The following is a 25,808-nucleotide window of genomic DNA, read 5'->3' on the forward strand; positions in this document are numbered from 1 at the left end:
CCGTCACAGGCGTGACGGGACGCCGTCAGGCTCGCCAAGCAGCATGATCATGTCAAGAGCGCGTCAGGGTCATGAGAAAGGCCGCTGTCGGCCCCCGTGGGGTACCGGCAGCGGCACATCGGCGCACCGTGGTCCGAGCGCGACACATCCTCTGTACGGAGGAGGCGGGTCAGCCGACGAGGCCGTCCGCCATCTCCTCCGACAGCGTCGACTCGGTCCCCGGAATGCCCAGGTCCTGCGCCTTCTTGTCCGCCATGGCCAGCAGCCTGCGGATCCGTCCCGCCACCGCGTCCTTGGTGAGCGCCGGGTCGGCGAGCGCGCCCAGCTCCTCCAGCGACGCCTGCTTGTGCTCCATCCGCAGCCGGCCGGCGGCGGCGAGGTGCTCGGGCACCTCCTCGCCCAGGATCTCCAGCGCCCGCTGCACCCGGGCCCCGGCCGCCACGGCCGCGCGGGCCGAGCGGCGCAGGTTCGCGTCGTCGAAGTTGGCGAGACGGTTGGCCGTCGCGCGGACCTCGCGGCGCATCCGCCGCTCCTCCCACGCCAGCACCGACTCGTGCGCCCCGAGCCGCGTCAGCAGTGCCCCGATCGCGTCCCCGTCCCGTACGACGACCCGGTCCACACCACGCACCTCGCGCGCCTTGGACGGGATCTGGAGTCTGCGGGCCGCGCCGACCAGCGCCAGGGCCGCCTCCGGCCCCGGGCAGGTCACCTCCAGCGAGGAGGAGCGCCCCGGCTCGGTGAGCGAGCCGTGCGCGAGGAACGCGCCCCGCCAGGCCGCCTCGGCGTCGCAGGTCGCGCCGGAGACCACCTGGGGAGGCAGTCCGCGGATCGGCCGGCCACGGCCGTCGACCAGACCGGTCTGGCGGGCCAGCTGGTCACCGCCGGTAATCACCCGTACGACGTAGCGGCTGCCGCGGCGGAGTCCGCCGGGGGCCATCACCACGAGCTCCGAGTTGTGCCCGAAGATCTCCAGGATGTCCTTGCGGAGCCGGCGCGCGGCGATGCTGGTGTCCAGCTCCGCCTCGATCACAATGCGTCCGCTCACGAGGTGGAGACCACCCGCGAACCGGAGAATCGCCGAGACTTCGGCCTTCCTGCAGCACGTACGGGTGACGGGAAGCCGGGCGATCTCGTCCTTCACCGCTGCCGTCATCGCCATGGGCCGATCCTTCCATGCATCCGAAAAATACGGTCGTACGCGGCGGCCAACAGCTCCGGGTCATGCTTCGGAACTCCATCCGGCCGGGCCACGGGAGCCAGCTCGACCGCGGCACCGAGCCGCTTCGCGGCATCGGAGAGTGATTCGCTGTCGGGCACGGCGGCCTCGTCGGCAAGCACCACGTCCAGGGCGAGTTTAGGGGCGTGTCGTCCCAAAACCTCCAAATGACGCTGCGGTGAGAAGCCATCGGTTTCACCGGGTTGCGGCGCGAGGTTCAGTGAGAGGACCCGGCGGGCCTTCGTCTCGACGAGCGCGTCGAGCAGCTCGGGCACCAGCAGATGGGGGATCACGGAGGAGAACCAGGAGCCCGGGCCGAGCACCACCCAGTCGGCGTCGAGGACCGCGGCGACGGCCTCGGGGACCGCCGGCGGGTCGTTCGGCACGAGATGCACGGACTGCACCTCGCCGCGGGTCAGGGCGACCGTGGCCTGTCCCCGTACGGTCTCTATGTCGTCCGGGCGGGCCGGGTCGTGGCCCCGTACGAGCGCCTGGAGCTCCAGCGGCACCGCCGACATCGGCAGCACCCTGCCGTGGGCGCCGAGGAGCTTGCCGACCAGGTCCAGGGCCAGGACGTGGTCACCGAGCTGTTCCCAGAGGGCGACGATCAGCAGATTGCCGACCGCGTGCTCGTGCAGGTCGCCCTTGGACTGGAAGCGGTGCTGGATGACCCGGGCCCAGGTCTGGCCCCAGTCGTCGTCGCCGCACAGCGCGGCCAGCGCCTTGCGCAGATCGCCGGGCGGCAGCACGCCCAGCTCCTCGCGGAGGCGGCCGCTGGAGCCGCCGTCGTCGGCGACCGTGACGACCGCCGTGAGGTCGCCGGTGATCCGGCGCAGCGCCGTCAGGGAGGCCGACAGGCCCATGCCGCCGCCGAGCGCGACCACCTTGGGCTGGGCGCCGCGCCCACGCCCGGCCAGCGCCGGTGCGGCCCTGCGCAGCCGACGCAGCCGGAAGTTGCGTCCGGTCACTCGCGCCCCATGTCCCGGTGGACGACCACGGTCTCCATTCCCTCGGCGGCCAGCCGGGCGCCGAGCTTCTCCGACATGGCGACGGAGCGGTGCTTGCCGCCGGTGCAGCCCACGGCGACGGTCACATAGCGCTTCCCCTCGCGGCGGTAGCCGGTGGCGATCAGCTCCAGCAGCTCCGTGTAGCGGTCGAGGAACTCCTTGGCGCCCGGCTGGTTGAAGACATAGCCGGACACCTCCTCGTTGAGGCCGGTGAAGGGGCGCAGCTCCGGGACCCAGTGCGGGTTGGGCAGGAAGCGGCAGTCGACGACGAGGTCGGCGTCGACCGGCAGGCCGTACTTGTAGCCGAACGACATGACAGTGGCCCGCAGCTCCGGCTCCTCGTCGCCGGCGAACTGGGCGTCCATCTTGGCGCGCAGCTCGTGGACGTTGAGGCTGGAGGTGTCGATCACCAGGTCGGCGTCGCCGCGCAGCTCGCGCAGCAGGTCGCGCTCGGCCTCGATGCCGTCGACGATCCGGCCGTCACCCTGAAGGGGGTGCGGACGGCGTACGGACTCGAAGCGGCGGACCAGGGCCTCGTCGGAGGACTCCAGGAACACGATCCGCCGGGTCACCTGCTTGGCGTCGAGGTCGGCCAGGGACTCACGCAGGTTGTCGAAGAAGCGACGGCCCCGGACGTCGACGACGACGGCGATCCGCGCCACGTTGCCCTGCGAGCGGGCGCCGAGCTCCACCATCGTGGGGATCAGCGCGGGCGGCAGGTTGTCCACGACGAACCAGCCGAGGTCCTCGAGGCACTTGGCGGCCGTGCTGCGGCCCGCTCCCGACATACCGGAGATGATCACCAGCTCGGGGATGGCGGGCTCGGGGGCGGTCCCTTCGGGGACGGCGGGGCCGCCCGTCGTGTCGGTCCCCCCGGTGGACTCCCCCGCGGTCGCCCCGGTGGTCTCCCCGCCGGTTTTCTCGGCCGCCACCTCCGCGGCCTCCTTGGGCTCACCCGTGCTCACGTCTGCCACTCCGTCCCGGTCTCGCTCAGTCATGCGTGCTGCCCCCGTCGTCTTCCATGATCTCTCCTGTCGCCGTGTTCACAGCGGGCGCGGCGGGTGCCGCCTGGGCGAGGGCCACGGCCACGGACTCGGCCGTCTTGCGGCCGAGCCCCGGCACCTCACAGATCTGCTCGATTGTGGCCTGCCGGAGCTTCTTCACCGAGCCGAAATGCTTGATGAGTGCCTGCTTCCGGGTCTCGCCGAGGCCGGGGACGTCGTCCAGCGGGCTGGTTCGGATGCGTTTGGCCCGTTTGGCCCGCTGATAGGTGATCGCGAAGCGGTGCGCCTCGTCACGTACGCGCTGCAGGAGGTACAGGCCCTCGCTGGAGCGGGGCAGCACCACGGGGTCGTCGTCATCGGGCAGCCAGACCTCTTCGAGGCGCTTGGCGAGGCCGCAGACGGCTACGTCGTCGATGCCCAGCTCGTCCATGGCGCGCTTGGCGGCGGCGACCTGGGGCTGCCCGCCGTCGACGACGACCAGCTGGGGCGGGTAGGCGAAGCGCTTGGGCCTGCCGTCGTCGTCCTTCAGGGCCGGCCCGGACCGGCCGTTTCGGCCGTTCTCTTCGCTCTCGCCGTTCTCACCGTTCTCGGCGGGTGAGGTCGGGTCCTCGTCGGCGGGCCCCTCTTCCTCCTCCGTCCATTCCCCCGTCCGCTCCTTCTCGGCGAGGTAGCGCTTGAAGCGCCGGCCGATCACCTCGTGCATGGAGCGGACGTCGTCCTGGCCCTCGAAGCCCTTGATCTGGAAGCGGCGGTACTCGCCCTTGCGGGCGAGGCCGTCCTCGAAGACGACCATCGAGGCGACGACGTCGTCACCCTGGAGGTGCGAGATGTCGAAGCACTCGATACGCAGCGGCACACTGTCCAGCCCGAGCGCCCCGGCGATCTCCTCCAGCGCGCGGGAGCGCGTCGTGAGGTCGCTCGCCCGCTTCGTCTTGTGCAGGACGAGGGACTGCCGGGCGTTGCGCCCCACCGTCGCCATCAGGTCCTTCTTGTCACCGCGCTGCGGGATGCGCAGCGACACCTGCGAGCCCCGGCGCTCGCTCAGCCACAGGCCGAGCGCCTCTGTCGCCAGCGGATCCTCCGGCAGGGCGGGAACGAGCACCTCCTTGGGAACGGAGTCGCCGGTCTCCTCTCCGTACAGCTGCTGGAGCGCGTGCTCGACGAGACCCGCCGTGTCGACCGCCTCGACCTTGTCGGTGACCCAGCCGCGCTGGCCGCGGACGCGTCCGCCGCGGACGTGGAAGATCTGTACGGCCGCTTCCAGTTCGTCCTCGGCGACGGCGATCAGATCGGCGTCGGTCGCGTCCGCGAGGACGACGGCGCTCTTCTCCATCGCCCGGCGCAGCGCCCCTATGTCGTCGCGCAGCCGGCCCGCCTTCTCGTACTCCATGTCCTCGGCGGCGATCGCCATCCGCTGCTCCAGACGGCGGATGTAGGCGCCGGTGCGCCCGGCCATGAAGTCGCAGAACTCTTCGGCCAGTTCACGGTGCTCGTCCGGGGTGACGCGGCCGACGCAGGGCGCCGAGCACTTGCCGATGTAGCCGAGGAGGCAGGGGCGTCCGGTGCGCTCCGCGTTCTTGAACACCCCGGCGGAGCAGGTCCGTACGGGAAAGACCCGGAGCATCAGGTCGACGGTCTCGCGGATGGCCCACGCGTGGCCGTACGGACCGAAGTAGCGCACGCCCTTCTTCTTGGCGCCGCGCAGCACCTGCACGCGCGGGAACTCCTCGTTCAGCGTGACCGCGAGATACGGGTAGCTCTTGTCGTCGCGGTACTTGACGTTGAACCGGGGGTCGTACTCCTTGATCCACGAGTACTCCAGCTGGAGCGCCTCGACCTCGGTGGAGACGACGGTCCACTCGACGGACGCCGCCGTGGTGACCATCGTGCGGGTGCGCGGGTGCAGATTCGCGAGGTCCTGGAAGTAGCTGGAGAGCCGGGGGCGCAGGCTCTTGGCCTTCCCGACGTAGATCACCCGGCGGTGATCGTCGCGGAATTTGTAGACCCCCGGGGAGTCGGGGATCTGTCCCGGCTTGGGGCGGTAGCTGGAGGGGTCGGCCATGTCCTCCACCCTACTTGCGGGCACGGACAGTCCGGCCGCGCCGGGTGGGGGCGAGGGGGTGTCGCGGGGGTGCGCCGGGGGTGTTTCGGGGAGGGCCGGTGACGGGCGTCAGGCGTCGGGGCCCGCGACGAGCCTGCCGTCCTTGACGGTGATCGGCACCTCGGGCAGCGGGACGGTCGCCGGGCCCTTCGTCGCCTCGCCCGTCGTGACGTCGAACCGGCTGCCGTGGCAGGGGCAGTTGCCCTCCGTGCCCTCCACCTTGTCGAGCGCACAGCCCGCGTGGGTGCACTGGGCGCTGAACGCCTTGTACTGGCCCTCGGCGGGACAGCTCACCACCAGGCGCTCCTCGCGGTAGTGCTTGACGCCGCCGACCGGCACCGCGTCGGCCGCGCCGAGGTCGACCGGGGCCGTCGGGGTCGGCTGCTCGGCCTGACCCAGCTCCGACTCGGTGGAACAGGCGGCGACGCCTGCCCCGGCCGCACCTGCCAGTGCGACCCCCTTCAGGACGGTGCGACGGGGGGTGGGCCGGGCGGGCATGGAGCCTCCACTGGTCAGAAGGACGGCACTGCGCCCGACCCTACCCAGGGCGGTCGCGGCGCAGTCCTCCGGTGTCGCCAGGCCCGCGCACACGCTGTCGTACGCGGCAACGATGGGTTACGTTCGGCGGCGTGATCGTCGTCGCCGGAGAGGCCCTGATCGACCTGGTGCCGCGGACGGCCGCCGCGGATCCGGCAGAGGGGCCGGGCGGTGCGGCCGGGGGCCCGCTGCCTGCCCTGCTGCCCCGGCTCGGCGGCGGCCCGTACAACACCGCCGTCGCCCTCGGCCGGCTCGGCGCCCGGACCGCCTTCTGCTCGCGCGTCTCCACGGACGGCTTCGGAACGGCCCTGCTGGACGGTCTGCGGTCGGCGCGCGTCGACACCTCCCTCGTACAGCGCGGCCCCGAACCGACGACGCTCGCCGTCGCCTCCCTGGGAAGCGACGGTTCGGCCGGCTACGGCTTCTACGCGCAGGGCACCGCCGACCGGCTGTTCGAGCTCCCGGCCCAACTGCCGCCGTCGGCAAGGGCACTCGCCCTGGGCACCTGTTCGCTCGTGCTCGAACCGGGCGCGAGCGCCTACGAGGCGCTGCTGCGACGAGAGGCGGACCGCGGGGTCTTCACCCTGCTCGACCCGAACATCCGGCCACCGGTGATCCCCGACGCCGACGCCTACCGCGCGCGTTTCGCGCGGTGGCTGCCGTACGTGTCGCTCCTGAAGCTCTCCGAGGAGGACGCGCGGTGGCTCGGGGGTGTGCCACGCGGTCCGGCGGCCGTGGTGCTGACGCGGGGCGGCGACGGACTGACCGTACGGACACGGGCCGGGGCGGAGATCTCGGTACCCGCCGCCCCGGTGGACGTCGTCGACACGATCGGCGCGGGCGACACGGTGAACGCGGCGCTGCTGCACAGGCTGGCCGCCCTCGACGCCCTGTCCGAGCGCGCGCTGGAGACGCTCGGCACGGAGAGCTGGCGGGACATCCTCGGCTTCGCCGCACGCGCCGCCGCCGTCACCTGCTCCCGCACCGGCGCTGAGCCTCCTTATGAGGACGAGCTGTCGTAGCGGGAGACGGCGGGGCCGGGGCCGGCTGTGGCCTCGCCTTCGGAGCCGGGGACGGGCCGCCGGCGCTGTGGACGGCCGGTGGCGGCAGGAATCCCGTGCGGGTGAAGTACTCCACGTAGGTGCGGAAGAGCTCGTCGTCGATGTCGCGGCAGACGATGCCGGTGCCCTCCAGCGCACGCCTTGTGTCCCCCGCGTCGAAGAGCGCGCTGCCCTCCGAGCCTCCGCCGCGTGTCTCGGCCGCCATGGCCGCGAGCAGCGGGAAGGCGGCGTTGCCGGAATCCGCCTCGGTGGCGGCGAGCCAGTCGGCGGCCGGTACGTCCTTGACGGCGTGGCCCAGTGCGCGCAGCCGCGTCACGGCGGTGTCCATGCGCAGCGGGCGCTCCCCCGCGATGTGGAAGGTCCGCCCCGCCGACCGGGGTTGCCGCGAGAGCGCCACCACGGCGGAGCTGACGTAGTCCACCGGCACGAGGTCGAACGCCGTGTCGACGTCCGACGGGGCCACGCCCGCCTGGAGGCAGCCCTTGAGCAGCAGCCACATGAAGTCGCCCGTCTGGCAGACCCCGGTGGTCGAGTCGCCGGTGATCCGGGTCGGCCGGTAGACGGAGACGGGCAGCCCCCGGGCGCGCGCGGCCTCGACGAGCCGTTCCGCGGCCCATTTGCTCTGCGTGTAGCCGTGCTCCAGTGCGCCGGGCGGTCCGGTCGGGTCCTGGGGGCGTACGGGGCGGCCCGGCCCCTCTCCGGCGCCGTACGGGCTCCCGGCCCCGCCTCCGTACACACCGACGGTCGAGACGTGGTGGACGGGCACGGTGCGGTGGAGGGCGGCCAGCCGCAGGATCTCCTGCGTGCCGTGGACGTTCGCGTCTCTCAACTGTTCGTAGGAGAAGACCAGATTGACGGCGGCCCCGGCGTGGTAGACGGCGTCCACGGTGCGGGCGAGCCGGTCGAAGTCGGCGGTGGACAGGCCGAGTCGGGGCCGGGCGAGATCACCGGTGACGACGGTGACGCGGTGCTCGGTCGAGGGGTCTGTGAGGCCGTAGGACTCACGGGCGGAGCGCAGCCGTTTCTCGGCGTTCGGCCGGTCGCTGCCGCGGACCAGACAGTGGACGGTGGCGTCGGTCCGTCGCAGCAGTTCCCTCAGTAGGAAGGCGCCGAGGAAGCCGGTGGCGCCGGTGAGGAATACGTGTTCCGGGTTGGGGACTACGGTGCGGACGTCGTCCGCGGCAACGATGTCGGGGTCGAGCCGGATGTCACCGCCGAGATCGGGGTTCCGCGTCGTCCGCCCGGCGTCGTCCACGAGTGCGGCGAGGCCCGCGACGGTGGGTGAGGTGAAGACCGAACGCAGCGGCACCTGTACGTCCAGCTCCTCCCGGAGCGCGAGGACGAGCCGGGTCGCCAGCAGGGAGTCGCCGCCGAGCGTGAAGAAGTCGTCGTGCACGCCGATGGGGCCGGGGACGGGGCCGAGCAGCTCCGACCACAGGTGCGCGATCCGCTCCTGCGTGGCGGTACGCGGCGCGGCGACGGCCCGCTCGGTGTCGCTCCCGCCGTCCCCGTCGCCCTGGCCGTCGCTCCGGCCTGTCAGGGCGAGCGCCGCGCGGTCCACCTTGCCGCTCGGCGTGAGCGGGAAGCGGTCGACCGGTATGCAGCGCGCCGGGACCAGCGGGTCGGGCAGCCGGGTGCGCAGCTCCCGCCGTATCTCCTCTGGCCCGGCCGGACGCCGGTCACCGGCGATGTAGTAGGCGAGGAGCCGCTTCCCGGCTCCCGGGCCGAGGTCCTGGGCCACGACGGCAGCGTCGGCCACGCCGGGCTGGGCGCGTACGGCGGCCTCCACCTCGCCGGTCTCCACCCGGTGGCCGCGGATCTTGACCTGGCCGTCGCTGCGGCCGAGGTACTGGATCCGGCCGTCGGGCAGCAGCCGGGCCAGGTCACCGGTGCGGTAGAACCGGCTGCCCTCCGATTTCGCGCCGGTGCCGGTGCCGGTGCCCGGAACATCGCCCGCCACGAACTTCTCGGCGGTCAGCTCCGGGCGTCCCACATAGCCGCGGGCGACCACCGGCCCGCCCACGCAGATCTCCCCCACGGCGCCCGCCGGCACCGGCCGCAGCCACTCGTCCAGCAGCAGGACGGTCGCACCGTCGACGGGCCGTCCGATGCTCGGCAGATCCGGCCAGGAGGCCGGGTCGGGGCCGAGGCGGTCCGCCGTCACGACGTGTGTCTCGGAGGGGCCGTACTGGTTCTCCAGGGTGGCGGAGGTGAGCGAGCCGAAGAACTGCCGCAGCGCGGGCGTGACATGGAGCTGTTCGCCCGCCGTGAGCACCTCCTTGAGAGAGTCGCAGCGCCGGCCGGTGGCGCACGCGTACTCCACCAGTTGCTGCAAGGCGACGAACGGCAGGAACAGCCGCTCGATCCGCTCCGCCGCGATCAGGTCGAGCAGTTGGTGCGGGTCCCTGCGGACCTGTTCGTCCACGAGGACGAGCGCGCCGCCCGCCGCCCAGGTGGCGAAGATCTCCTGGAAGGCGACGTCGAAGCCCAGGGGCGCGAACTGAAGCGTGCGCGCCCCCACGCGGGTGTCCGGGCCCGTCGCCGACCTGCGGCGCTGCCACTCGACCAGGTTGGCCAGCGGGCCGTGCTCCATGGCGACGCCCTTGGGCTCCCCCGTCGAGCCCGAGGTGTAGATGACGTACACGAGGTCGTCGGCGCCCACCGGAACGACCGGCGCGACCGGGGCCACCGGCTCGTCCGGCAGGCCGTCCGGCAGGCCGTCGATGAGCAACGTCTCGACGCCCGCGGGCAGTTCGTCCGGCCGGCACCGCCGCTGGGTGAGCAGGACGTCGATCCCGCTGTCCCGCACCGTGAACGCGATCCGCTCGGCCGGATGCTCCGGGTCGATCGGCACACAGCTGCCGCCCGCCTTCAGCACCCCGAGAACCGCCACCGGCAGGTACTCAGTCCGCTCCACGCAGACGCCGACGGGGCGGCGTACGGCGCCCCGCGCGACGAGCAGCGCGGCGACCCGGTCGGCGGCGGCGTCCAGCTCCGCGTACGACAGGGTCCGCCCCCGCACGACGACGGCGGGCGCCTGCGGTGTCAGCCGGGCCGAGCGCGCGAACGCCTCGTGCACGAGCGGCACTTCGGACGCCGGCGGCGCGCCGTGCGCCCACTCGGTGAGCATCCGGCGTTCCTCGTCGGCCGGCATGACCGCCAGGTCCTGGAGCGCGGTCTCCGGGCGGGCGACGGCGTCGGCGACGAGCGTACGGAACCGGGCCGCCAGGCGCTCGGCCGTCGCGTGGTCGAAGAGGTCGGCGGAGTACTCCCACCGACCCCGGTACCCGTCGCCGTCGGGCACCAGGTGCAGGAACACGTCGTACTTGGCGGTGCCGCCGTGCACCTGGATGCGCTCGGCCTCGACGCCGGGCAGGGTCAGCGCCGACGGGGGCGCGTCGTCGACCGCGAACACCACCTGGAACAGCGGGAACCGGCTGAGCGTGCGCTCGACGCCCAGCTCGCGCACCAGATGGCTGTACGGCACGTCCTTGTGCCGGACGGCCGATCTGACGTGCTGCTTCATCTCCACGACCAGGTCCGTGAACGACCGGTCGTGGCGCGGCCGTCCGCGCAGCGGCAGCACATCGGTGAGACAGGCGATCAGGTCCTCGATCTCCGGCTCGTCGCGGCGCGACACCGGCGTGCCGATGACCAGGTCCTCCTGGCCGCTGTGCCGGCCGATCAGCGCGGTCAGCGCGGCGGCCAGCACCACGAAGCGTGTCGTCCGCAGGCGGGCGGCGAGAGCGCGTATCAGCGATCCCGTGGCGGCGTCTATCGCGAACTCGACCTGACCGCCGTGGTGGCTCAGGGCCGGCGGGCGCTGCCGGTCGGCGGGGAAGGACGACTCGTCGGGCGCGCCCGCCAGTTCGCCCCGCCAGTGCTCGACCAGCCGCGCGCGGTGCTCGCCGCCGGTGTTCCGCTGGCGCCGGGCGTACGGCCCCGACTGGACGGGCAGTTCGGGCAGCCGCGGCGTCCTGCGCTCGGTCTCGGCGCGGTAGAGCTCGCTGAACTCCTGGTCGAGGAGGCTGAAGCACCAGCCGTCGATCACGGCGTGGTGGATCGCGACGGCGAGTACGGACTCACCGTCGCCGCCCACGAGCGGTTCGCCGCAATCCCCGCCGACTCCGTCGGCCCCGCCCGTCCCGCCCGTCCCGCCGGTACCGCCGGCCCCGCCGGCCGTCACCAGCAACGTGGCCTTCAGCAAAGGCGGTTCGGCGAGGTCCGTCTGCCGGGTGACCGCCTCCCTCAGCGCCGTCTCCCGCTCGTCCGCCGTGATTCGCCGTACGTCGACGGGGATCCGCATCGGCGGCACGACGATCTGTCGCGGGCTGCCGTCCACCAGCGTCAGCCGGCTGCGCAGGGCCTCGTGCCGGGCCACGATGCCGGTCAGCGCGGCTTCGACGGCAACGATGTCGAGGGGCCCCCGCAGCCGGTGGACCCACGACTCCAGATAGCGGGACGTGCCCTGCTGGTACTGGTCGTTGAGCCAGATCGACTCCTGCTCGAACGACATCGGATAGGTACGCGGTTCCATCGCTTCTCGCTTCGTGGTGCGAACGACTGGGACGGACCTCTGGGGGGTGGCGGAGGAGGCCGGTACGGCGATATTCAGACACCGATCATGCGTCGCTCAGCCCGGCAGGTCCAACAGAGCGGCGATGTCGATCTTTCCGTTGGGCGTCCGGGGGAAGGAGGTGATGCGCCGCACCTCGTCCGGCACCTGGGCGCGCGGCAGCACGGCCGAGAGCGCTTTCCTTACGGCGTCCGGCTCCGCGGCACCGCCGCCGGCCGCACCGTCACCGGTTCCGTCCGCCTCGACGGGCGGTCGCGTCTCCCTGAACGGTCGCGTCCCGGCGAGCGGTTCCTCCGTGTAGAACATGGCGAGACGCTCGAACGCACCGCTCCCACCTGCCACGGGAAGCACGGCGCACTCGCGGATCCCTGGCAGCCGCAGGGCCGCGGCCTCCGTCTCGGCCGGCTCGACGCGGTGCCCGGCGATCTTGATCTGCCGGTCGGCGCGGCCGTGGAAGTGCAGCACCCCGTCGCCGTCCAGCCTGCCGAGATCGCCGGTGCGGTAGACCCTCCGGGGGCCGGTGCCGGGGTCGAATGTGGCGAAACCCTCCGCCGTGGCCCGCTCGTTGCCGAGGTAGCCGTCGGCCAGGCCCTCCCCGGAGACACAGATCTCGCCGAGCGCGCCGGACGGGACCTCGCGGGCGCCGTCGAGGATGTGAATCGCGGTGCCGGGGACCGCCGTGCCGAGCGGGATGCCGTACTCGGCCTCGCAGTCGGCAGGTCGGATCCGGTGGGTGGTGACGAAGACGCAGCACTCGACCGGGCCGTAGCCGTTGAGCAGCGTGATCCCCGGGTGGCGGGCGAGGAAGGACCGGATGTGCGGGGCGGAGAGCCGCTCGCCGCCGGTGAGGACCTGGCGCAGTCCGGTGAAGCAGTCGGGGTCCTCGTCCACGAAGAGGTTGAAGAGTGCGGCGGTGAGCCAGACGGTGTCGAGGCCCGTGGACCGGACGAGTTCGGCCAGGTCGTCGGGGAGGAAGTAGTCGCCGTCGATGAGCACGACCGTGCCGCCGGTGGTCAGCATGCTCCACAGTTCGAGGGTGAACGCGTCCCAGGAGACGGGGGCGGCCTGGGGCATCACGCGGCCGGGGCCGAAGTCGGCGAAGCTGCGCGCGCCGAAGAGCCGGGTGGTGGCGCGGTGCGGGGAGAGCACGCCCTTGGGAGTGCCGGTCGTGCCCGAGGTGAAGAACACGGTGGCAGGCGCGGCCCCGTCCACCTCCGCCTCCGTGGTCGCGGAGCCCGGGTCCGGCGCCCGTACGGCCGCCTCGCTCAGCTCCTCGTCGGGCGGACTCCATACGGTGCGGCCGTCGCCGTCCGCGCCGTTCGGCGGGTTCACGGCTGCCGGCGGACCCACCACGACGGGCGGCGCCAGCATGCCGAGCACCGTTCGCAGCCGGTCGGCGGGCAGTTTCGGATCCAGCGCCGCGTAGGCGGCGCCGAGTTTGAGTACGGCGAGGAGCACGGCCACCAACCGCGGCGAGCGTGGCAGCAGGACGGGCACCAGCTGTCCGGGGCCGACACCGAGGCGGCCGAGTTCCACGGCGTACGCCTCCGCCGCCAGGTCGAGCGTCCGGTAGCTGACGCGCCGGCCTTCGAAGACGAGTGCCGTGGCGTCCGGCCGGAGCCCGGCCTGCGACGCGACGGCCCCGTGGATGAGCCGCACATCGGGGGTGCGGGACGAGCGGGACATGCGCGACATGAGAAGTCGGTCCCCGTCCCCGTCAGACGGCTTCGCCGCGGGCGATCACGGCGGCGGTGAAGTCGGCGACCGTGTCACTGTCGAAGACCGTGTCGGGAGAGACCCTTATGCCCAGCTCTCTCTTCACGCGGGTGCATATTCGTACCGCTTGGAGGGACGTGCCGCCGAAGTCGTAGAAGCTGTCGGAGGGCTTCAACTCATCGGCTCCGAGGACCTCTGCCATGATCCGGACGACGGAGTCGCTGTCGCCGTGCTGCTGCTCGGACACCTTCATCTCTCATCCTGCCGATTGATGGAAGGTGCCCATTCTGACCCAGATCTGGCGCGTGAGTCGGGCCGAGGCGCCGCACGGCGACACCTCGGCCCGTCCGGGTCAGGACTTACGGGACCGCGCGGCCGTCTTCTTGGCCGGGGCCGCGCTCGTCACGGACTTCGCCGTGCTGGCCGCGGTCTTCTTCGCCGCCGTCCTGCGGGCCGGTGACTTCGTCCGGCCGGAGGAGGCCGCGTCGCTGATCCGCTCCGCGTCCAGGATCTCCCGGAGGAACTTGCCGGTGTGGCTGGTCGCCACTCCGGCCACCTGCTCCGGTGTGCCCTCGGCGACGACCAGCCCGCCGCCGCTGCCGCCTTCGGGACCCATGTCGACGACCCAGTCCGCCGTCTTGATGACATCGAGATTGTGCTCGATGACGATCACCGTGTTGCCCTTGTCGACCAGCCCCGACAGCACCGTGATCAGCTTGCTGATGTCGTCGAAGTGGAGACCGGTGGTGGGCTCGTCCAGCACGTACACCGTGCGGCCCGTGGACCGCTTCTGGAGCTCGCTGGCCAGCTTCACGCGCTGCGCCTCGCCGCCCGAGAGGGTCGGCGCGGACTGCCCGAGCCGCACATAGCCCAGACCCACCTCGTTGAGCGTCTTGAGATGGCGCGAGATCGTCGGGACGGCCTCGAAGAAGTCGAGCCCCTCCTCGATGGGCATGTCCAGCACCTCGGCGATGGACTTGCCCTTGTAGTGGACCTCCAGGGTCTCCCGGTTGTAGCGCGCTCCGTGGCAGACCTCGCACGGGACGTACACGTCCGGCAGGAAGTTCATCTCGATCTTGATCGTGCCGTCGCCCGCGCAGTTCTCGCAGCGGCCGCCCTTGACGTTGAAGGAGAAGCGTCCCGGCAGATAGCCGCGGACCTTCGCCTCCATCGTCTCGGCGAAGAGCTTGCGCACATGGTCGAAGACGCCGGTGTACGTGGCCGGGTTGGACCGGGGCGTACGGCCGATGGGCGACTGGTCGACATGCACGACCTTGTCGACCAGGTCGTCCCCGTCGACCCGCGTGTGGCGACCCGGCACCGACTTGGCGCCGTTCAGCTCACGGGCCAGGTGCATGTAGAGGATGTCGTTGACCAGGGTCGACTTGCCGGATCCGGAGACACCCGTGACCGCGGTGAACAGGCCGAGCGGGAACGACACGTCGATGTCCCGCAGGTTGTTCTCCCGCGCGCCGTGGACGGTGAGCCCGCGCCCAGGGTCGACCGGCCTGCGGACGTCCGGCGTCGGGATGGCCTTCTTCCGGGCGAGGTACTGCCCGGTGATCGACTCCTCGTTGTCCAGGAGCCCCTTCAAGGGACCGGAGTGGACGACCTTGCCGCCGTGCTCACCCGCGCCGGGGCCGATGTCGACGATCCAGTCGGCCACCTTGATGGTGTCCTCGTCGTGCTCCACGACGATCAGGGTGTTGCCCATGTCGCGCAGCCGGATGAGGGTCTCGATCAGCCGGTGGTTGTCACGCTGGTGGAGACCGATGGACGGCTCGTCCAGCACGTAGAGGACGCCGACCAGACCGGAGCCGATCTGTGTGGCGAGCCGGATGCGCTGTGCCTCGCCGCCGGAGAGGGTGCCGGCCGCGCGGTTGAGCGAGAGATAGTCCAGGCCGACGTCGACCAGGAACCTCAGCCGTTCGTTGACCTCCTTGAGGACCCGCTCGGCGATCTTCTTGTCCCTGGCGTTCAGCGTCATCTTGCCGAGGAAGTCGGCGCACTCGCTGATCGACATCGCGGAGATGTCGGCGATGGACCTGTCCATGACCGTGACCGCGAGGACGAGCGGCTTGAGGCGGGTGCCGTGGCACGTCGGGCAGGGCACCTCGCGCATGTAGCCCTCGAAGCGCTCCCTGCTGGTGTCGCTCTCCGCCTCCGAGTGCCGCCGCTTGACGAAGGAGACGGCGCCCTCGAAGGAGGGGGTCGTGTACGCCCGCTCGCGGCCGTACCTGTTCCTGTACCGCACCTCGACCTGGGTCTTGTGGCCGTACAGCAGGGCCTTCTTCGCGCGCTGCGGCAGTCCGGCCCACGGGATGTCCGTACGGAAACCGACGGCCTGCGCCAGCCCGCCGATCATCCGGCCGAAGTACTCCTTCGTGTGGCCGTGCGACCAGGGGTGGATCGCGCCCTCGTCGAGCGACTTCTCCTCGTCGGGGACGATCAGCTCCGCGTCGACCTCCATGCGGGTGCCGATGCCGGTGCAGTCCGGGCAGGCGCCGAAGGGCGAGTTGAAGGAGAAGGAGCGGGGCTCCAGCTCCTCGAAGGACAGGTCGTCGTACGGGCAGTACAGATGCTCCGAGTACATCCGCTCGCGCTCGGGGTCGTCCTCCGGGAGGTCGACGAAGTCCAGGACCACCATGCCGCCGGAGAGCCCGAGCGCGGTCTCGACCGAGTCGGTCAGCCTGCGCTTGGCGCTGCCCTTCACCGTGAGGCGGTCGACGACCACCTCGATGGTGTGCTTCTCCTGCTTCTTGAGCTTCGGCGGCTCGCTGAGCTGGATGGTCTGCCCGTCGACGCGGGCCCGGCTGTACCCCTTGGTCTGGAGGTCCGAGAACAGGTCGACGAACTCGCCCTTGCGCTCCCTGATCAGCGGCGACAGCACCTGGAAGCGGCTGCCCTCGGGCAGCTCCAGGACCTTGTCGACGATGGCCTGCGGCGACTGGCGGGCGATCGGCCGGCCGCACTCGGGGCAGTGCGGCTTGCCGATGCGGGCGAAGAGCAGCCGGAGGTAGTCGTAGACCTCGGTGATCGTGCCGACCGTCGACCGGGGGTTGCGGGACGTGGACTTCTGGTCGATGGAGACGGCCGGTGAGAGGCCCTCGATGAAGTCGACGTCGGGCTTGTCCATCTGGCCGAGGAACTGCCGGGCGTAGGAGGACAGCGACTCGACATAGCGACGCTGTCCCTCGGCGAAGATCGTGTCGAACGCGAGGGAGGACTTGCCCGACCCGGAGAGCCCGGTGAAGACGATCAGGGAGTCACGGGGGAGGTCGAGCGAGACGTTCTTGAGATTGTGTTCGCGAGCGCCACGGACGATGAGACGGTCGGCCACGCCGGTCCGCACCTTTCTAGAGAGAAGCAGGGGCGGAGCCCCCGTTCCAGAGTAATGGGGGTCGCCAGAGCGATGGACTGCTGGACGGAGAGACCCGGGTCACTGGGGCACCGGGCTGCGAGGGCTCCCTACCAGGATGCCTCCGACGAGCTTATAGCACGCGCATTCGATTTACGGCCGCTGGTCGTCACCTTCACCCGAAGGAGTGGTGGGGCTATCGTCGGCCTCATGCTCGATCATGTGCGCGACCTGGAATCGCTACGCGAAGCGACCGAGCGGCTTCTCACCGCGGCCGCCCGACTGGACAACGCCTCCGTCGCCGAGGCGTCACGGCTGCCGGGCTGGAGCCGTGGTCATGTACTGGCCCATCTCGCCAGGAACAGTGACGCACTGGTCAATGTCCTCGAGGGACGGCCGATGTACCCGGACGCGGTCACCCGCGACGCCGACATCGAGCGCGACGGCCCCCGGCCGCTCGACGTGCACCTCGCCGACGTACGCGCCACGGCCGACCGCTTCCGGCGGGTGGCCGCCGTCCCCGCCGACTGGACCCGAACGGTCGCGCTCCGCAACGGTGTGACGGACGTGGCCGCCCGGGTCCCGTTCCGCAGGCTCGTCGAGGTCGAGCTCCACCATGTCGACCTGGGTATCGGCCTGGAACTCGAAGACCTCTCCGTCGAATTCGTCCACCGCGAGATCGACTTCCTGACCGAGCGCTTCGCCGGTCACGCGGACGTGCCGCCGCTGTCCCTGACCACGCCCGACGGACACACCTGGCGCACCGGCCGCGCCGACGGCACCCCGGCCACCGTCACCGGCCCCGCGCCCGACCTCATGGGCTGGCTCGCCGGCCGCCGCGACGGGTCGGCGCTCAAGACGTCGGACGCCACACTGCTCGTACTGCCCCCGCTATAGGCTGGGTCGTATGACTTACAGCGGAGCCGTGAAGCTCGACGGACCGGCCGATGTGCACGAGTTGACGGACCTGATGATCTCCAAGGTCGCCGTCGGCCCGATGAACAACAACGCCTATCTGCTGCGCTGTCGGACCACCGGCGAACAGCTGCTGATCGACGCGGCGAACGACGCCGCCACGCTGCTGACGCTGATCGGTGACGACGGCATCGCGTCCGTCGTCACCACGCACCGGCACGGCGACCACTGGCAGGCACTGGCGGAGATCGTGGCCGCCACCGGCGCGGTGACGTACGCCGGCCGGTACGACGCCGAGGGGATCCCGGTCCCGACCGAGGTCCCGGTCGAGGACGGCGACACGATCCGGGTCGGACGCATCGAGCTGACCGCCCGCCATCTCGTCGGTCATACGCCGGGCTCCATCGCCCTGGTCTACGACGACCCGCACGGGCACCCGCACCTCTTCACCGGCGACTGCCTCTTCCCCGGCGGCGTGGGCAACACCCACCAGGACCCGGAAGCCTTCGCCAGTCTGATCAACGACGTCGAGACGAAGCTCTTCGACCGGCTGCCGGACGAGACCTGGGTCTATCCCGGACACGGCGACGACACCACACTCGGCGCCGAACGCCCGCAGCTGCCGGCCTGGCGCGAACGCGGCTGGTAGGACGGACGCACCCGGCCGGCGGGGATGCCCCTCCGGCCACCCGTCCCACGGAAAACCGGCTGCCCGCGGGGCGTGGCCCTCGTTACGCTCCGGTGGCATGCAGCCGCTCACCTATCCCGCCAAGCCCCGCCCCGGCGACCGGATCGCCGTGCTCTCCCCCTCGTCCGGCCTTCCGGGCCTGCTCCCGCTCCCGTACGAACTGGGCCTGACCCGGCTGGAGAAGGACTTCGGTCTGGTGCCCGTCGAGTATCCGGCGACGCGGAAGATGGGGTCGACGCCGCGCGAGCGGGCCGACGACATCCACGCCGCCTTCGCGGACCCGACGGTCAAGGCGGTCATCGCGAGCATCGGCGGGGACGACGAGATCACCGTACTGCCGCTGCTGGACCGCGAGTTGATCCGCGCCTGCCCCAAGCCGTTCTTCGGCTACAGCGACAACACCAATCTGCTGGCGTACCTCTGGAACACCGGGATCGTCGCCTTCCACGGAGGAAGCGTGATGTGCGAGCTGGGCCGGCCCGGCGCGATGGATCCTCTTACGGAGGCGTCGCTGCGCGCCGCGCTCTTCACCTCGGGGCCGTTCGAGCTGACTCCCGCCGCGCGCTTCCGCGACGTCGACCGCGACTGGGCCGACCCGGCGACCTTCCTCGCCGAGCCCGAGACCCGGCCGGGCGCGGGATGGACGGTGCACGGGCCCGAGCGGGTGGTGGAGGGCCGGACCTGGGGCGGCAATCTGGAGACCCTGTCCGGGCTGCTGACGGCGGACCGGGAGATCCGGGGCGACCTCGCCGCGTACGACGGCTGTGTGCTGCTGCTTGAGACGTCGGAGGAGCTGCCGAGCGCCGACGAGGTCTTCCGGATCCTGCGGAACATGGGCGAGCGCGGGCTGCTGCGGCGCTTCCCGGCGCTCCTGATGGGACGGCCCAAGACCTGGTCCCTGGAGCGGCGGAACAGCCCGGAGGAGTCCGCGGCGTACGCACGGGACCAGCGCGCGGCGGTGGTACGGGCGCTGGACACCTACGCCCCCGACACGATGGCCGTCCTCGACGTGGACTTCGGGCACACCGATCCGCAGCTGGTCATTCCGTACGGCGGCACGGCGCGGGTGGACGGGCCCGCCCGGCGGATCACCGTCACGTACTGACCGGGAACCGCCACAAGAACCCGGCGCACGGAACCGGGGCGAGCGGCTGTCGCCACTCGCCCCGGTCGATGTGTCTCTCGTACGTCGTGTCCCGTACGTCGCGAGTCGCGCGGTCAGGCCTCGATGTCGGCCTTGCCCTCGCTGTTCTTGCCCTCGACCTCGTCGCCGCCGTCCTTGTCCCCGGCGTCCTTGCCCTCGGCCGCCTCGCGCTCCGCCTGCTTCTTGGAGGCGATGAGGCTGGTGATCGTGGTGATGATCAGCACACCGCAGATGACGGTGAGCGAGAACGGGATGGAGATCTCGGGGACATGCACCCCGTTCTCGTGCAGTGCGTGCAGCACCAGCTTGACGCCGATGAAGCCGAGGATGACCGACAGGCCGTAACTGAGGTGGACCAGCTTCCTGAGCAGGCCACCGATCAGGAAGTACAGCTGCCGCAGACCCATCAGCGCGAAGGCGTTGGCGGTGAAGACGATGTACGGGTCCTGGGTCAGACCGAAGATCGCGGGGATCGAGTCCAGCGCGAACAGCACATCGGTGGTGCCGATGGCGAGCATGACCACCATCAGCGGGGTCAGCACGCGCTTGCCGTTGTTCTGGATGAACAGCTTCGTGCCGTGGTACTTGTCCGCGACTCCGAAGCGGTTCTCGATCGACTTCAGGAGGCGGTTCTCCTCGAACTCGTCCTCTTCCTCGTCGGAGCGCGCCTCCTGGATGAGCTTCCAGGCGGTGTAGATCAGGAACGCGCCGAAGATGTAGAAGACCCACGAGAAGCTGGCGATGATCGCCGCGCCCGCCGCGATGAAGATGGCCCGCAGGACGAGGGCGATGAGCACACCGACGAGCAGCACCCGCTGCTGGAGATGTGAGGGCACCGAGAACTTCGCCATGATCAGGACGAAGACGAAGAGATTGTCGACACTGAGCGACTTCTCGGTGATGAATCCGGCGAAGAACTCGCCCGATGCCTGGCTGCTGCCGAACACCAGCAGGCCGATGCCGAACAGAACGGCGAGGACGATCCAGACGATCGTCCAGGTTCCGGCTTCCTTGATCGACACGTCATGGGGCTTGCGCCCGATGAAGAAGTCGACCGCGATCAGGGCACACAGACCAAGAATGGTCAGCACCCACAGGGTCCATGAAACGTCCACTGTTCCTCCGGCTTTGTACGGCTACTGATCAGCGTCGTCGCTGCCGGAGGTCTCTTCCACCCGAGCGTCTTGTCTGCGCCAGCGGGCCGACGCCCCGGGACCGATGGCGGTCCGTATTGACGGGTACGTCGCGGTGTGGGAGTACTCCCCTCCGTTCAAAGCAGAGTACAGGAAATCCCAAGAGAAGGTAAAAGGCAAGGTCAAGCAGGCGCCAAGGGGGTAGAGCGGGCGCCGTTCAGGTGATGCGGGGGCAGGGTCCGGGCGGTCAGCGGCGCCAGGCGCGGCGCGCCTCGGCGACCTGTTCGAGCACCCGCCGCAGTATCTGGCTGCCCGGCGGCATCGTCAGCGGCTCGAACGTCCACGCGTGCCCGACCCAGGGGTCGGCGAGGTGGTCGTCGGCGACCGGCGTGATGCGCAGCAGCGAACGCCAGAGCGGATCGAGCACCGGGCCGTACGCGGTCGCGTCCTCCCGGTCGGCGACCATCATCAGATGGACCCCGACGGCCGGGCCCTCGTCGGCGAGATAGCGCAACTGGGTCACCGCGCGGTCGTCGAAACCGTGCGGGAAGTCGTTGACGATGAGCAGTTGCTCGGCGGTGTCGAGACCGGGCGGCAGGGAGTCGGCCGCGCCGCCCCTGATCGCCATCTGCACCAGGTCCACGCGCCGGGTGAGCTGCGCGAGAACGGCGGCGACGCCCCCGGCGCCGCTGGCCGGCGGCTGGTTCAGCACGCCCGCGGCGACCAGCGGGGCGAGGGAGCCGGCGGCCGAGCCCGCGGCGTCGATCACATGGACGGTGAACTCGCCCGGCGGGTACGCCGCGAGGAGCCGCGCGGCGTGAGCGACCGCGTTGTCCATCGCGAGCCTGCGCAGCTGGCCCTCGTCCAGCATCAGGGCGGCCTCCGAGCCCGACCGGCCGCTGTCGATCCACAGGCCGCGCTCCAGCGGGAGCCTGACCAGCATGGGGATGCGCAGTTCGGTGCGCTCGGGCAGATGCAGATCTCCCAGGCGCAGCGCCATCGGGTTGTCCATCGGGACGCGGTAGGCGTGCCAGACGGGGTTGTCCCAGCGGGCGTACGCGGGCGGCAGGGCGGGCTCGACGACCCCGGACTCGGCGGCCAGTTGGCCGAGGTCCCGGTCCAGGGCCTCGCGCGCCTGGTCGGTGAGCTGGTCGCGCTTGGCGCGGGCGACCTCGCGGGCCGCGTCGCCGGTACCGCCTATCCGGCTGCGCGGGTCGGACAGGACCCGGTCGAGCTCCTGGTCCATGCGGGACTCGGCGAAGTCGACGGCGCTGCGGTAGGCGGCGGTGGCACGGGCCAGGTCCTCGAACATGCCCCACACCTGGTTGTACAGGCGCTCCTCCATGGACCAGCCGGTCGCGTCGCCCGCGACCGGGCGCGGCGCCTGGCCGGGCTGGGACGGGGGTGACGCGGGCGGCGGGGTGGGCGGAGCCGTGTTCCGGCGGCGCGGGTGGGTGTAGTCGACCCGTCCGCCGGCGGTGCCGTGCGCGACGGCGGCCGGCTGCTGGCCCTGCCCGTCGGCGGGTCCGCCCGGCTGCTGGCCGGGGGTGCCCGGCAATTGGTGCGGCGTGGCGCCGGGGCCGGGCGTCACGTCCGCGCCCGACGAGGCTCCCGCCCCGGCGCCGCCGGCGGTCTGGCCGGGCTGGGTGGCCGTGGCGGATCCGTCGGCGCGCACCCGTACGCCGTCCGGCGTGCCGGTCAGGGGGGCCTGGATCGCGCTGGCCATGTGCCGGGCCACGGCTTCCTGGATCCCGGCGGCGAACTCGCGGGCCTGCGGCACACCTTGGTCGCCGAAGAGTTCGGCGAGCCCGCCCGCGTACCCCTGGCCGACGGCACGGACCTTCCAGGCGCCCTGCCTGCGGTACAGCTCCAGGGCGATGACGGCGGACTCCGCCTCGAGATCGGTGATGGTGAAGCTGGCGATCTCCGTGCCGTCGGTTGCGGTGACGGCGGCGAACGGGGAGGCGGTGGTGCCGAACCTGGCCGGTCCGCCGACCCCTTCGGGGAGCGCCAGCAGCACGTGCACGAGGTGCGCGCGGTCGGGCACGGCCTCCAGGTCGACGTGGAACCGCAGCCCGGCGGCGGCCTGCCGGGACACCTCGATGCCGGGGAGGGTGGGCGAGCCGGGATGGGCGATCCACTCGACGCCGAGGACCGTGCCGCGGTCGTCGCCGAGGGTGGCGCACGCCAGGACCGGCACTCCGGCCGTCACCCGGATCTCCAGGCGGCTGTGGGGCAAGGGATGGTTCTGCCCCCGGACCAGTTCGGCCGTCATCCCTCTGTCCCCTCGTCGGTCACGCGTGGTGCCCCGTAGTGATGTCGTTGCGTGGTGGTGCGTGGTGCGTGGCGCCGCGTCGGACCGTTCGCCGAGCGGTCGCCAACCGGTGCAGCTCCCGGCGGCCTTGCCTCCGGGAGCTGCGCGTGCGCTGGCGAGAGCCGTGCCTACAGGTGCGGCAGGATCGCCGGCATCAGGTCCTGGAACGTACGGCCGTTGGCCGGGTTGCCCAGGGCGGTCATCTGCCAGCCGGAGCCGGCGCGGTGCACCTTCGCCATGATCTGCGCGGTGTACTGACCGCCGCCGTCGAGGGTGTAGCGGGCGAGCTCGTCGCCGTTGGTCTCGTCGACGATGCGGCAGAAGGCGTTCTGCACCTCCTGGAACGTCTGGCCGGTGAACGAGTTCACCGTGAAGACGATCTGGTCGATGTGCACCGGAACACGCTGCAGGTCGACGAGGATCGCCTCGTCGTCGCCGCCCTGTCCGGCGCCGCCGACGAGGTTGTCACCGGTGTGCCGTACGGAGCCGTCGTCGCTGACAAGGTGGCGGAAGAAGACGACGTCGACCGGCTGCTTGTCGGCGAAGAGCACGGCCGAGGCGTCCAGGTCGATCTCGCGGGTGCGGGAGCCGAACAGGCCACGGCGCGGGGCGGCCTGCCAGCCGAGCCCCATGCGCACCGCGGTCAGCGTGCCGCCGCCCCTCTTCTCCAGGCTGATGGCCTGACCCTTGGTCAGGTTGACCCCAGGGCCCCCGGGCGTACTGCCCTTGGATACGTCCACCACGCGCTGTCCCCTCTCAAAGTTCCCCCGCAACCGTCCATGTGTGCGGTTGTCCAGTACCCTACGCAGTCACTCGGACAGCGCAGGAGACTTCGGCCGTTTTTGTGTCGGTCTTGCAACACACCACGCCACACCGCGTCAGGCGAGCCCCACTTCCCTCATCTGCCGCAGCTCCTTCTTCAGTTCGCTCACCTCGTCGCGCAGCCGCGCGGCCACCTCGAATTGCAGATCCGCCGCCGCCGCGCGCATGCGCTCGGTCATCTCCTCGATGATCCCGGCCAGTTCGGCCGCGGGCCGGTCGGTGACCACCGCGCCCTGCTTGCCCGCCTTGCCGGCCCGCCCGGAGAGCGACGGCACCGGGGCCTTCGCCTGCTTGCCCTCCTTGCCCTGGCGGTAGCCCGTACCGAGCAGTGCCTCGGTGTCGACCTCCTCGCGCGCGATGGTCGCGACGATGTCGTTGATCTTCTTGCGCAGGGGCTGCGGGTCGAGACCGCGCTCGGTGTTGTACGCGATCTGCTTCTCGCGGCGGCGGTTGGTCTCGTCGATGGCCTGCTCCATCGCCGGGGTGATCTTGTCCGCGTACATATGGACCTGGCCCGAGACGTTGCGCGCCGCGCGGCCGATCGTCTGGATCAGCGACGTCCCCGAGCGCAGGAAGCCCTGCTTGTCGGCGTCGAGGATCGCCACGAGCGACACCTCGGGGAGGTCGAGACCCTCACGCAGGAGGTTGATGCCGACGAGGACGTCGTACTCGCCGGCGCGCAGCTCGCGCAGCAGCTCGATACGGCGCAGTGTGTCGACGTCGCTGTGCAGATAGCGGACCTGCACACCCAACTCGAGGAAGTAGTCGGTCAGGTCCTCGGCCATCTTCTTGGTGAGGGTGGTGACCAGGACGCGCTCGTCCTTCTCGGTGCGGGCGCGGATCTCGTGCACCAGGTCGTCGATCTGGCCCTCGGTGGGCTTGACGACGACCTCCGGGTCGACGAGCCCGGTGGGGCGGATGATCTGCTCCACATGGCCGTCGCCGCGCGAGAGTTCGTACTTGCCGGGGGTGGCCGACAGATAGACGGTCTGGCCGACGCGCTTCAGGAACTCCTCCCACTTCAGCGGGCGGTTGTCCAGCGCGGAGGGCAGCCGGAAGCCGTGGTCCACCAGGGTGCGCTTGCGGGACGCGTCACCCTCGTACATCGCGCCGATCTGCGGCACCGTGACATGCGACTCGTCGATGACCAGCAGGAAGTCCTCGGGGAAGTAGTCGAGGAGGGTGTTGGGCGCGGTGCCCGGCGAGCGGTCGTCGAAGTGCATCGAGTAGTTCTCGATGCCGGAGCAGGAGCCGATCTGGCGCATCATCTCGATGTCGTACGTGGTGCGCATGCGCAGCCGCTGGGACTCCAGGAGCTTGCCCTGCCTGTCCAGCTCGGCGAGGCGCTCCTCCAGCTCGCGCTCGATGCCGTTGACGGCCTTCTCCATACGCTCCGGGCCCGCCACGTAGTGGCTGGCCGGGAAGACGTAGAGCTCCCGGTCCTCGCTGATGATCTCGCCGGTGAGGGGGTGGAGGGTGGACAGGGCCTCGATCTCGTCACCGAACATCTCGATGCGGACGGCCAGCTCCTCGTAGACCGGGAAGATCTCGATGGTGTCTCCGCGGACCCGGAAGGTGCCGCGGGTGAACGCCATGTCGTTGCGGGTGTACTGGATGTCGACGAAGCGGCGCAGCAGCTCGTCCCGGTCGTACTCCTCGCCGACCTTCAGCGGCACCATCCGGTCCACGTACTCCTGGGGCGTACCGAGGCCGTAGATGCAGGAGACGGAGGCGACCACGATCACGTCACTGCGGGTGAGCAGCGAATTCGTCGCCGAATGGCGCAGCCGCTCGACCTCGTCGTTGATCGAGGAGTCCTTCTCGATGTAGGTGTCCGACTGGGGGACGTACGCCTCGGGCTGGTAGTAGTCGTAGTACGAGACGAAGTACTCGACGGCGTTGTTGGGCAGCAGCTCGCGGAACTCGTTCGCCAGCTGGGCCGCCAGCGTCTTGTTCGGAGCCATCACCAGGGTGGGGCGCTGAAGCTTCTCGATCATCCAGGCCGTGGTGGCCGACTTGCCGGTGCCCGTCGCACCGAGCAGGACGACATCCTGCTCACCCGCGCGGATGCGGCGCTCCAGGTCCGCGATCGCCGTCGGCTGGTCGCCGCTGGGCCGGTAGGAGCTGATGACCTCAAAAGGCGCCGAAGTACGTTCGATCTTGGAAACTGGCCGCATGCATCCACCGTACGACCACCCACTGACAGTCGGGTGTGG

17 protein-coding genes are annotated in these 25,808 nt (G+C 71.0%); 4 read left to right on the plus strand and 13 right to left on the minus strand.

From position 1 onward, the window contains the following. Positions 1 to 169 precede the first annotated feature (169 nt). The 5 genes from whiA to ACFWHU_RS05530 all read right to left on the minus strand — a co-directional run bounded on the left by whiA (position 170) and on the right by ACFWHU_RS05530 (position 5,826). Positions 170 to 1,159 carry a DNA-binding protein WhiA gene (gene whiA / locus ACFWHU_RS05510; protein WP_023542507.1) on the minus strand — a complete coding sequence of 330 codons (990 nt, stop codon included), beginning with the start codon at positions 1,157 to 1,159 and terminating at the stop codon, positions 170 to 172. Beyond that, the gene (gene yvcK, locus ACFWHU_RS05515) at positions 1,150 to 2,184 is read right to left on the minus strand and encodes a uridine diphosphate-N-acetylglucosamine-binding protein YvcK (RefSeq protein ID WP_385794777.1); all 1,035 of its coding nucleotides are present in this window, start codon (positions 2,182 to 2,184) and stop codon (positions 1,150 to 1,152) included. Before yvcK ends, whiA begins: the two co-directional genes overlap by 10 nt. After that, positions 2,181 to 3,221, minus strand: coding sequence for an RNase adapter RapZ (rapZ, locus tag ACFWHU_RS05520; protein WP_385794779.1), 1,041 nt, complete (start codon positions 3,219 to 3,221; stop codon positions 2,181 to 2,183). The genes yvcK and rapZ overlap by 4 nt, the downstream gene beginning before the upstream one ends. Next, positions 3,214 to 5,289 carry an excinuclease ABC subunit UvrC gene (uvrC, locus tag ACFWHU_RS05525; protein ID WP_387224069.1) on the minus strand — a complete coding sequence of 692 codons (2,076 nt, stop codon included), beginning with the start codon at positions 5,287 to 5,289 and terminating at the stop codon, positions 3,214 to 3,216. Before uvrC ends, rapZ begins: the two co-directional genes overlap by 8 nt. Before the next feature lie 108 nt (positions 5,290 to 5,397). Further along, positions 5,398 to 5,826 (minus strand): Rieske (2Fe-2S) protein, encoded by a 429-nt coding sequence (locus ACFWHU_RS05530; RefSeq protein WP_385794783.1) that lies wholly within the window; start codon positions 5,824 to 5,826, stop codon positions 5,398 to 5,400. Positions 5,827 to 5,957: 131 nt separating this feature from the next. On the opposite strand from ACFWHU_RS05530, the gene ACFWHU_RS05535 reads away from it, so the two are divergent. Further along, a complete protein-coding gene (locus tag ACFWHU_RS05535) occupies positions 5,958 to 6,887 on the plus strand; it encodes a carbohydrate kinase (protein WP_387224070.1) in 930 nt (309 codons plus the stop codon). Here the strand turns inward: ACFWHU_RS05535 and ACFWHU_RS05540 are convergent. The 4 genes from ACFWHU_RS05540 to uvrA form a co-directional block, all read right to left on the minus strand. Then, positions 6,835 to 11,463 carry an amino acid adenylation domain-containing protein gene (locus ACFWHU_RS05540; protein WP_387224071.1) on the minus strand — a complete coding sequence of 1,543 codons (4,629 nt, stop codon included), beginning with the start codon at positions 11,461 to 11,463 and terminating at the stop codon, positions 6,835 to 6,837. The two genes, ACFWHU_RS05535 and ACFWHU_RS05540, sit on opposite strands and share 53 nt — an antisense overlap. A gap of 96 nt (positions 11,464 to 11,559) precedes the next feature. After that, positions 11,560 to 13,188, minus strand: a complete 1,629-nt coding sequence (locus ACFWHU_RS05545) for an amino acid adenylation domain-containing protein (RefSeq protein WP_387224072.1) — start codon at positions 13,186 to 13,188, stop codon at positions 11,560 to 11,562. 31 nt (positions 13,189 to 13,219) lie between these two features. Further along, positions 13,220 to 13,471: an acyl carrier protein gene (locus ACFWHU_RS05550; RefSeq protein ID WP_385794790.1), complete on the minus strand. Its 252-nt coding sequence runs from the start codon at positions 13,469 to 13,471 to the stop codon at positions 13,220 to 13,222. A 99-nt stretch (positions 13,472 to 13,570) separates the two neighbouring features. Further along, positions 13,571 to 16,558: an excinuclease ABC subunit UvrA gene (gene uvrA, locus ACFWHU_RS05555; RefSeq protein WP_385794792.1), complete on the minus strand. Its 2,988-nt coding sequence runs from the start codon at positions 16,556 to 16,558 to the stop codon at positions 13,571 to 13,573. A 228-nt stretch (positions 16,559 to 16,786) separates the two neighbouring features. On the opposite strand from uvrA, the gene ACFWHU_RS05560 reads away from it, so the two are divergent. From ACFWHU_RS05560 to ACFWHU_RS05570, 3 genes are all read left to right on the plus strand, one after another. Then, the gene (locus ACFWHU_RS05560) at positions 16,787 to 17,473 is read left to right on the plus strand and encodes a maleylpyruvate isomerase family mycothiol-dependent enzyme (protein WP_385794795.1); all 687 of its coding nucleotides are present in this window, start codon (positions 16,787 to 16,789) and stop codon (positions 17,471 to 17,473) included. A gap of 10 nt (positions 17,474 to 17,483) precedes the next feature. Then, a complete protein-coding gene (locus tag ACFWHU_RS05565) occupies positions 17,484 to 18,140 on the plus strand; it encodes an MBL fold metallo-hydrolase (protein WP_387224073.1) in 657 nt (218 codons plus the stop codon). A 97-nt stretch (positions 18,141 to 18,237) separates the two neighbouring features. Further along, positions 18,238 to 19,284, plus strand: coding sequence for a S66 peptidase family protein (locus ACFWHU_RS05570; protein WP_387224074.1), 1,047 nt, complete (start codon positions 18,238 to 18,240; stop codon positions 19,282 to 19,284). A 113-nt stretch (positions 19,285 to 19,397) separates the two neighbouring features. Here the strand turns inward: ACFWHU_RS05570 and ACFWHU_RS05575 are convergent, their stop codons facing one another. The 4 genes from ACFWHU_RS05575 to uvrB form a co-directional block, all read right to left on the minus strand. Next, on the minus strand, positions 19,398 to 20,438 hold the full coding sequence (locus tag ACFWHU_RS05575; protein ID WP_387224075.1) for a TerC family protein: 1,041 nt from the start codon (positions 20,436 to 20,438) through the stop codon (positions 19,398 to 19,400). A gap of 265 nt (positions 20,439 to 20,703) precedes the next feature. Beyond that, the gene (locus ACFWHU_RS05580) at positions 20,704 to 22,731 is read right to left on the minus strand and encodes a TerD family protein (protein WP_387224076.1); all 2,028 of its coding nucleotides are present in this window, start codon (positions 22,729 to 22,731) and stop codon (positions 20,704 to 20,706) included. Positions 22,732 to 22,898: 167 nt separating this feature from the next. Then, positions 22,899 to 23,465 carry a TerD family protein gene (locus ACFWHU_RS05585; RefSeq protein ID WP_242574891.1) on the minus strand — a complete coding sequence of 189 codons (567 nt, stop codon included), beginning with the start codon at positions 23,463 to 23,465 and terminating at the stop codon, positions 22,899 to 22,901. Between the two features lie 183 nt (positions 23,466 to 23,648). Continuing rightward, positions 23,649 to 25,769, minus strand: a complete 2,121-nt coding sequence (gene uvrB / locus ACFWHU_RS05590; RefSeq protein WP_385794809.1) for an excinuclease ABC subunit UvrB — start codon at positions 25,767 to 25,769, stop codon at positions 23,649 to 23,651. Positions 25,770 to 25,808 lie beyond the last annotated feature (39 nt).

The organism is Streptomyces sp. NPDC060366 (genome assembly GCF_042725135.1).
GTDB lineage: Bacteria > Actinomycetota > Actinomycetes > Streptomycetales > Streptomycetaceae > Streptomyces.

Excerpts from the sequence above, each read along its gene's own strand:
- uvrB (WP_385794809.1), bottom strand. The coding sequence starts at position 25,769 with ATGCGGCCAGTTTCCAAGATCGAACGTACTTCGGCGCCTTTTGAGGTC.
- ACFWHU_RS05530 (WP_385794783.1), bottom strand. The coding sequence starts at position 5,826 with ATGCCCGCCCGGCCCACCCCCCGTCGCACCGTCCTGAAGGGGGTCGCA.
- uvrC (WP_387224069.1), bottom strand. The coding sequence starts at position 5,289 with ATGGCCGACCCCTCCAGCTACCGCCCCAAGCCGGGACAGATCCCCGAC.
- ACFWHU_RS05580 (WP_387224076.1), bottom strand. The coding sequence starts at position 22,731 with ATGACGGCCGAACTGGTCCGGGGGCAGAACCATCCCTTGCCCCACAGC.
- ACFWHU_RS05560 (WP_385794795.1), top strand. The coding sequence starts at position 16,787 with ATGCTCGATCATGTGCGCGACCTGGAATCGCTACGCGAAGCGACCGAG.
- ACFWHU_RS05570 (WP_387224074.1), top strand. The coding sequence starts at position 18,238 with ATGCAGCCGCTCACCTATCCCGCCAAGCCCCGCCCCGGCGACCGGATC.
- ACFWHU_RS05565 (WP_387224073.1), top strand. The coding sequence starts at position 17,484 with ATGACTTACAGCGGAGCCGTGAAGCTCGACGGACCGGCCGATGTGCAC.
- ACFWHU_RS05550 (WP_385794790.1), bottom strand. The coding sequence starts at position 13,471 with ATGAAGGTGTCCGAGCAGCAGCACGGCGACAGCGACTCCGTCGTCCGG.
- ACFWHU_RS05540 (WP_387224071.1), bottom strand. The coding sequence starts at position 11,463 with ATGGAACCGCGTACCTATCCGATGTCGTTCGAGCAGGAGTCGATCTGG.
- rapZ (WP_385794779.1), bottom strand. The coding sequence starts at position 3,221 with ATGACTGAGCGAGACCGGGACGGAGTGGCAGACGTGAGCACGGGTGAG.
- ACFWHU_RS05545 (WP_387224072.1), bottom strand. The coding sequence starts at position 13,188 with ATGTCCCGCTCGTCCCGCACCCCCGATGTGCGGCTCATCCACGGGGCC.
- whiA (WP_023542507.1), bottom strand. The coding sequence starts at position 1,159 with ATGGCGATGACGGCAGCGGTGAAGGACGAGATCGCCCGGCTTCCCGTC.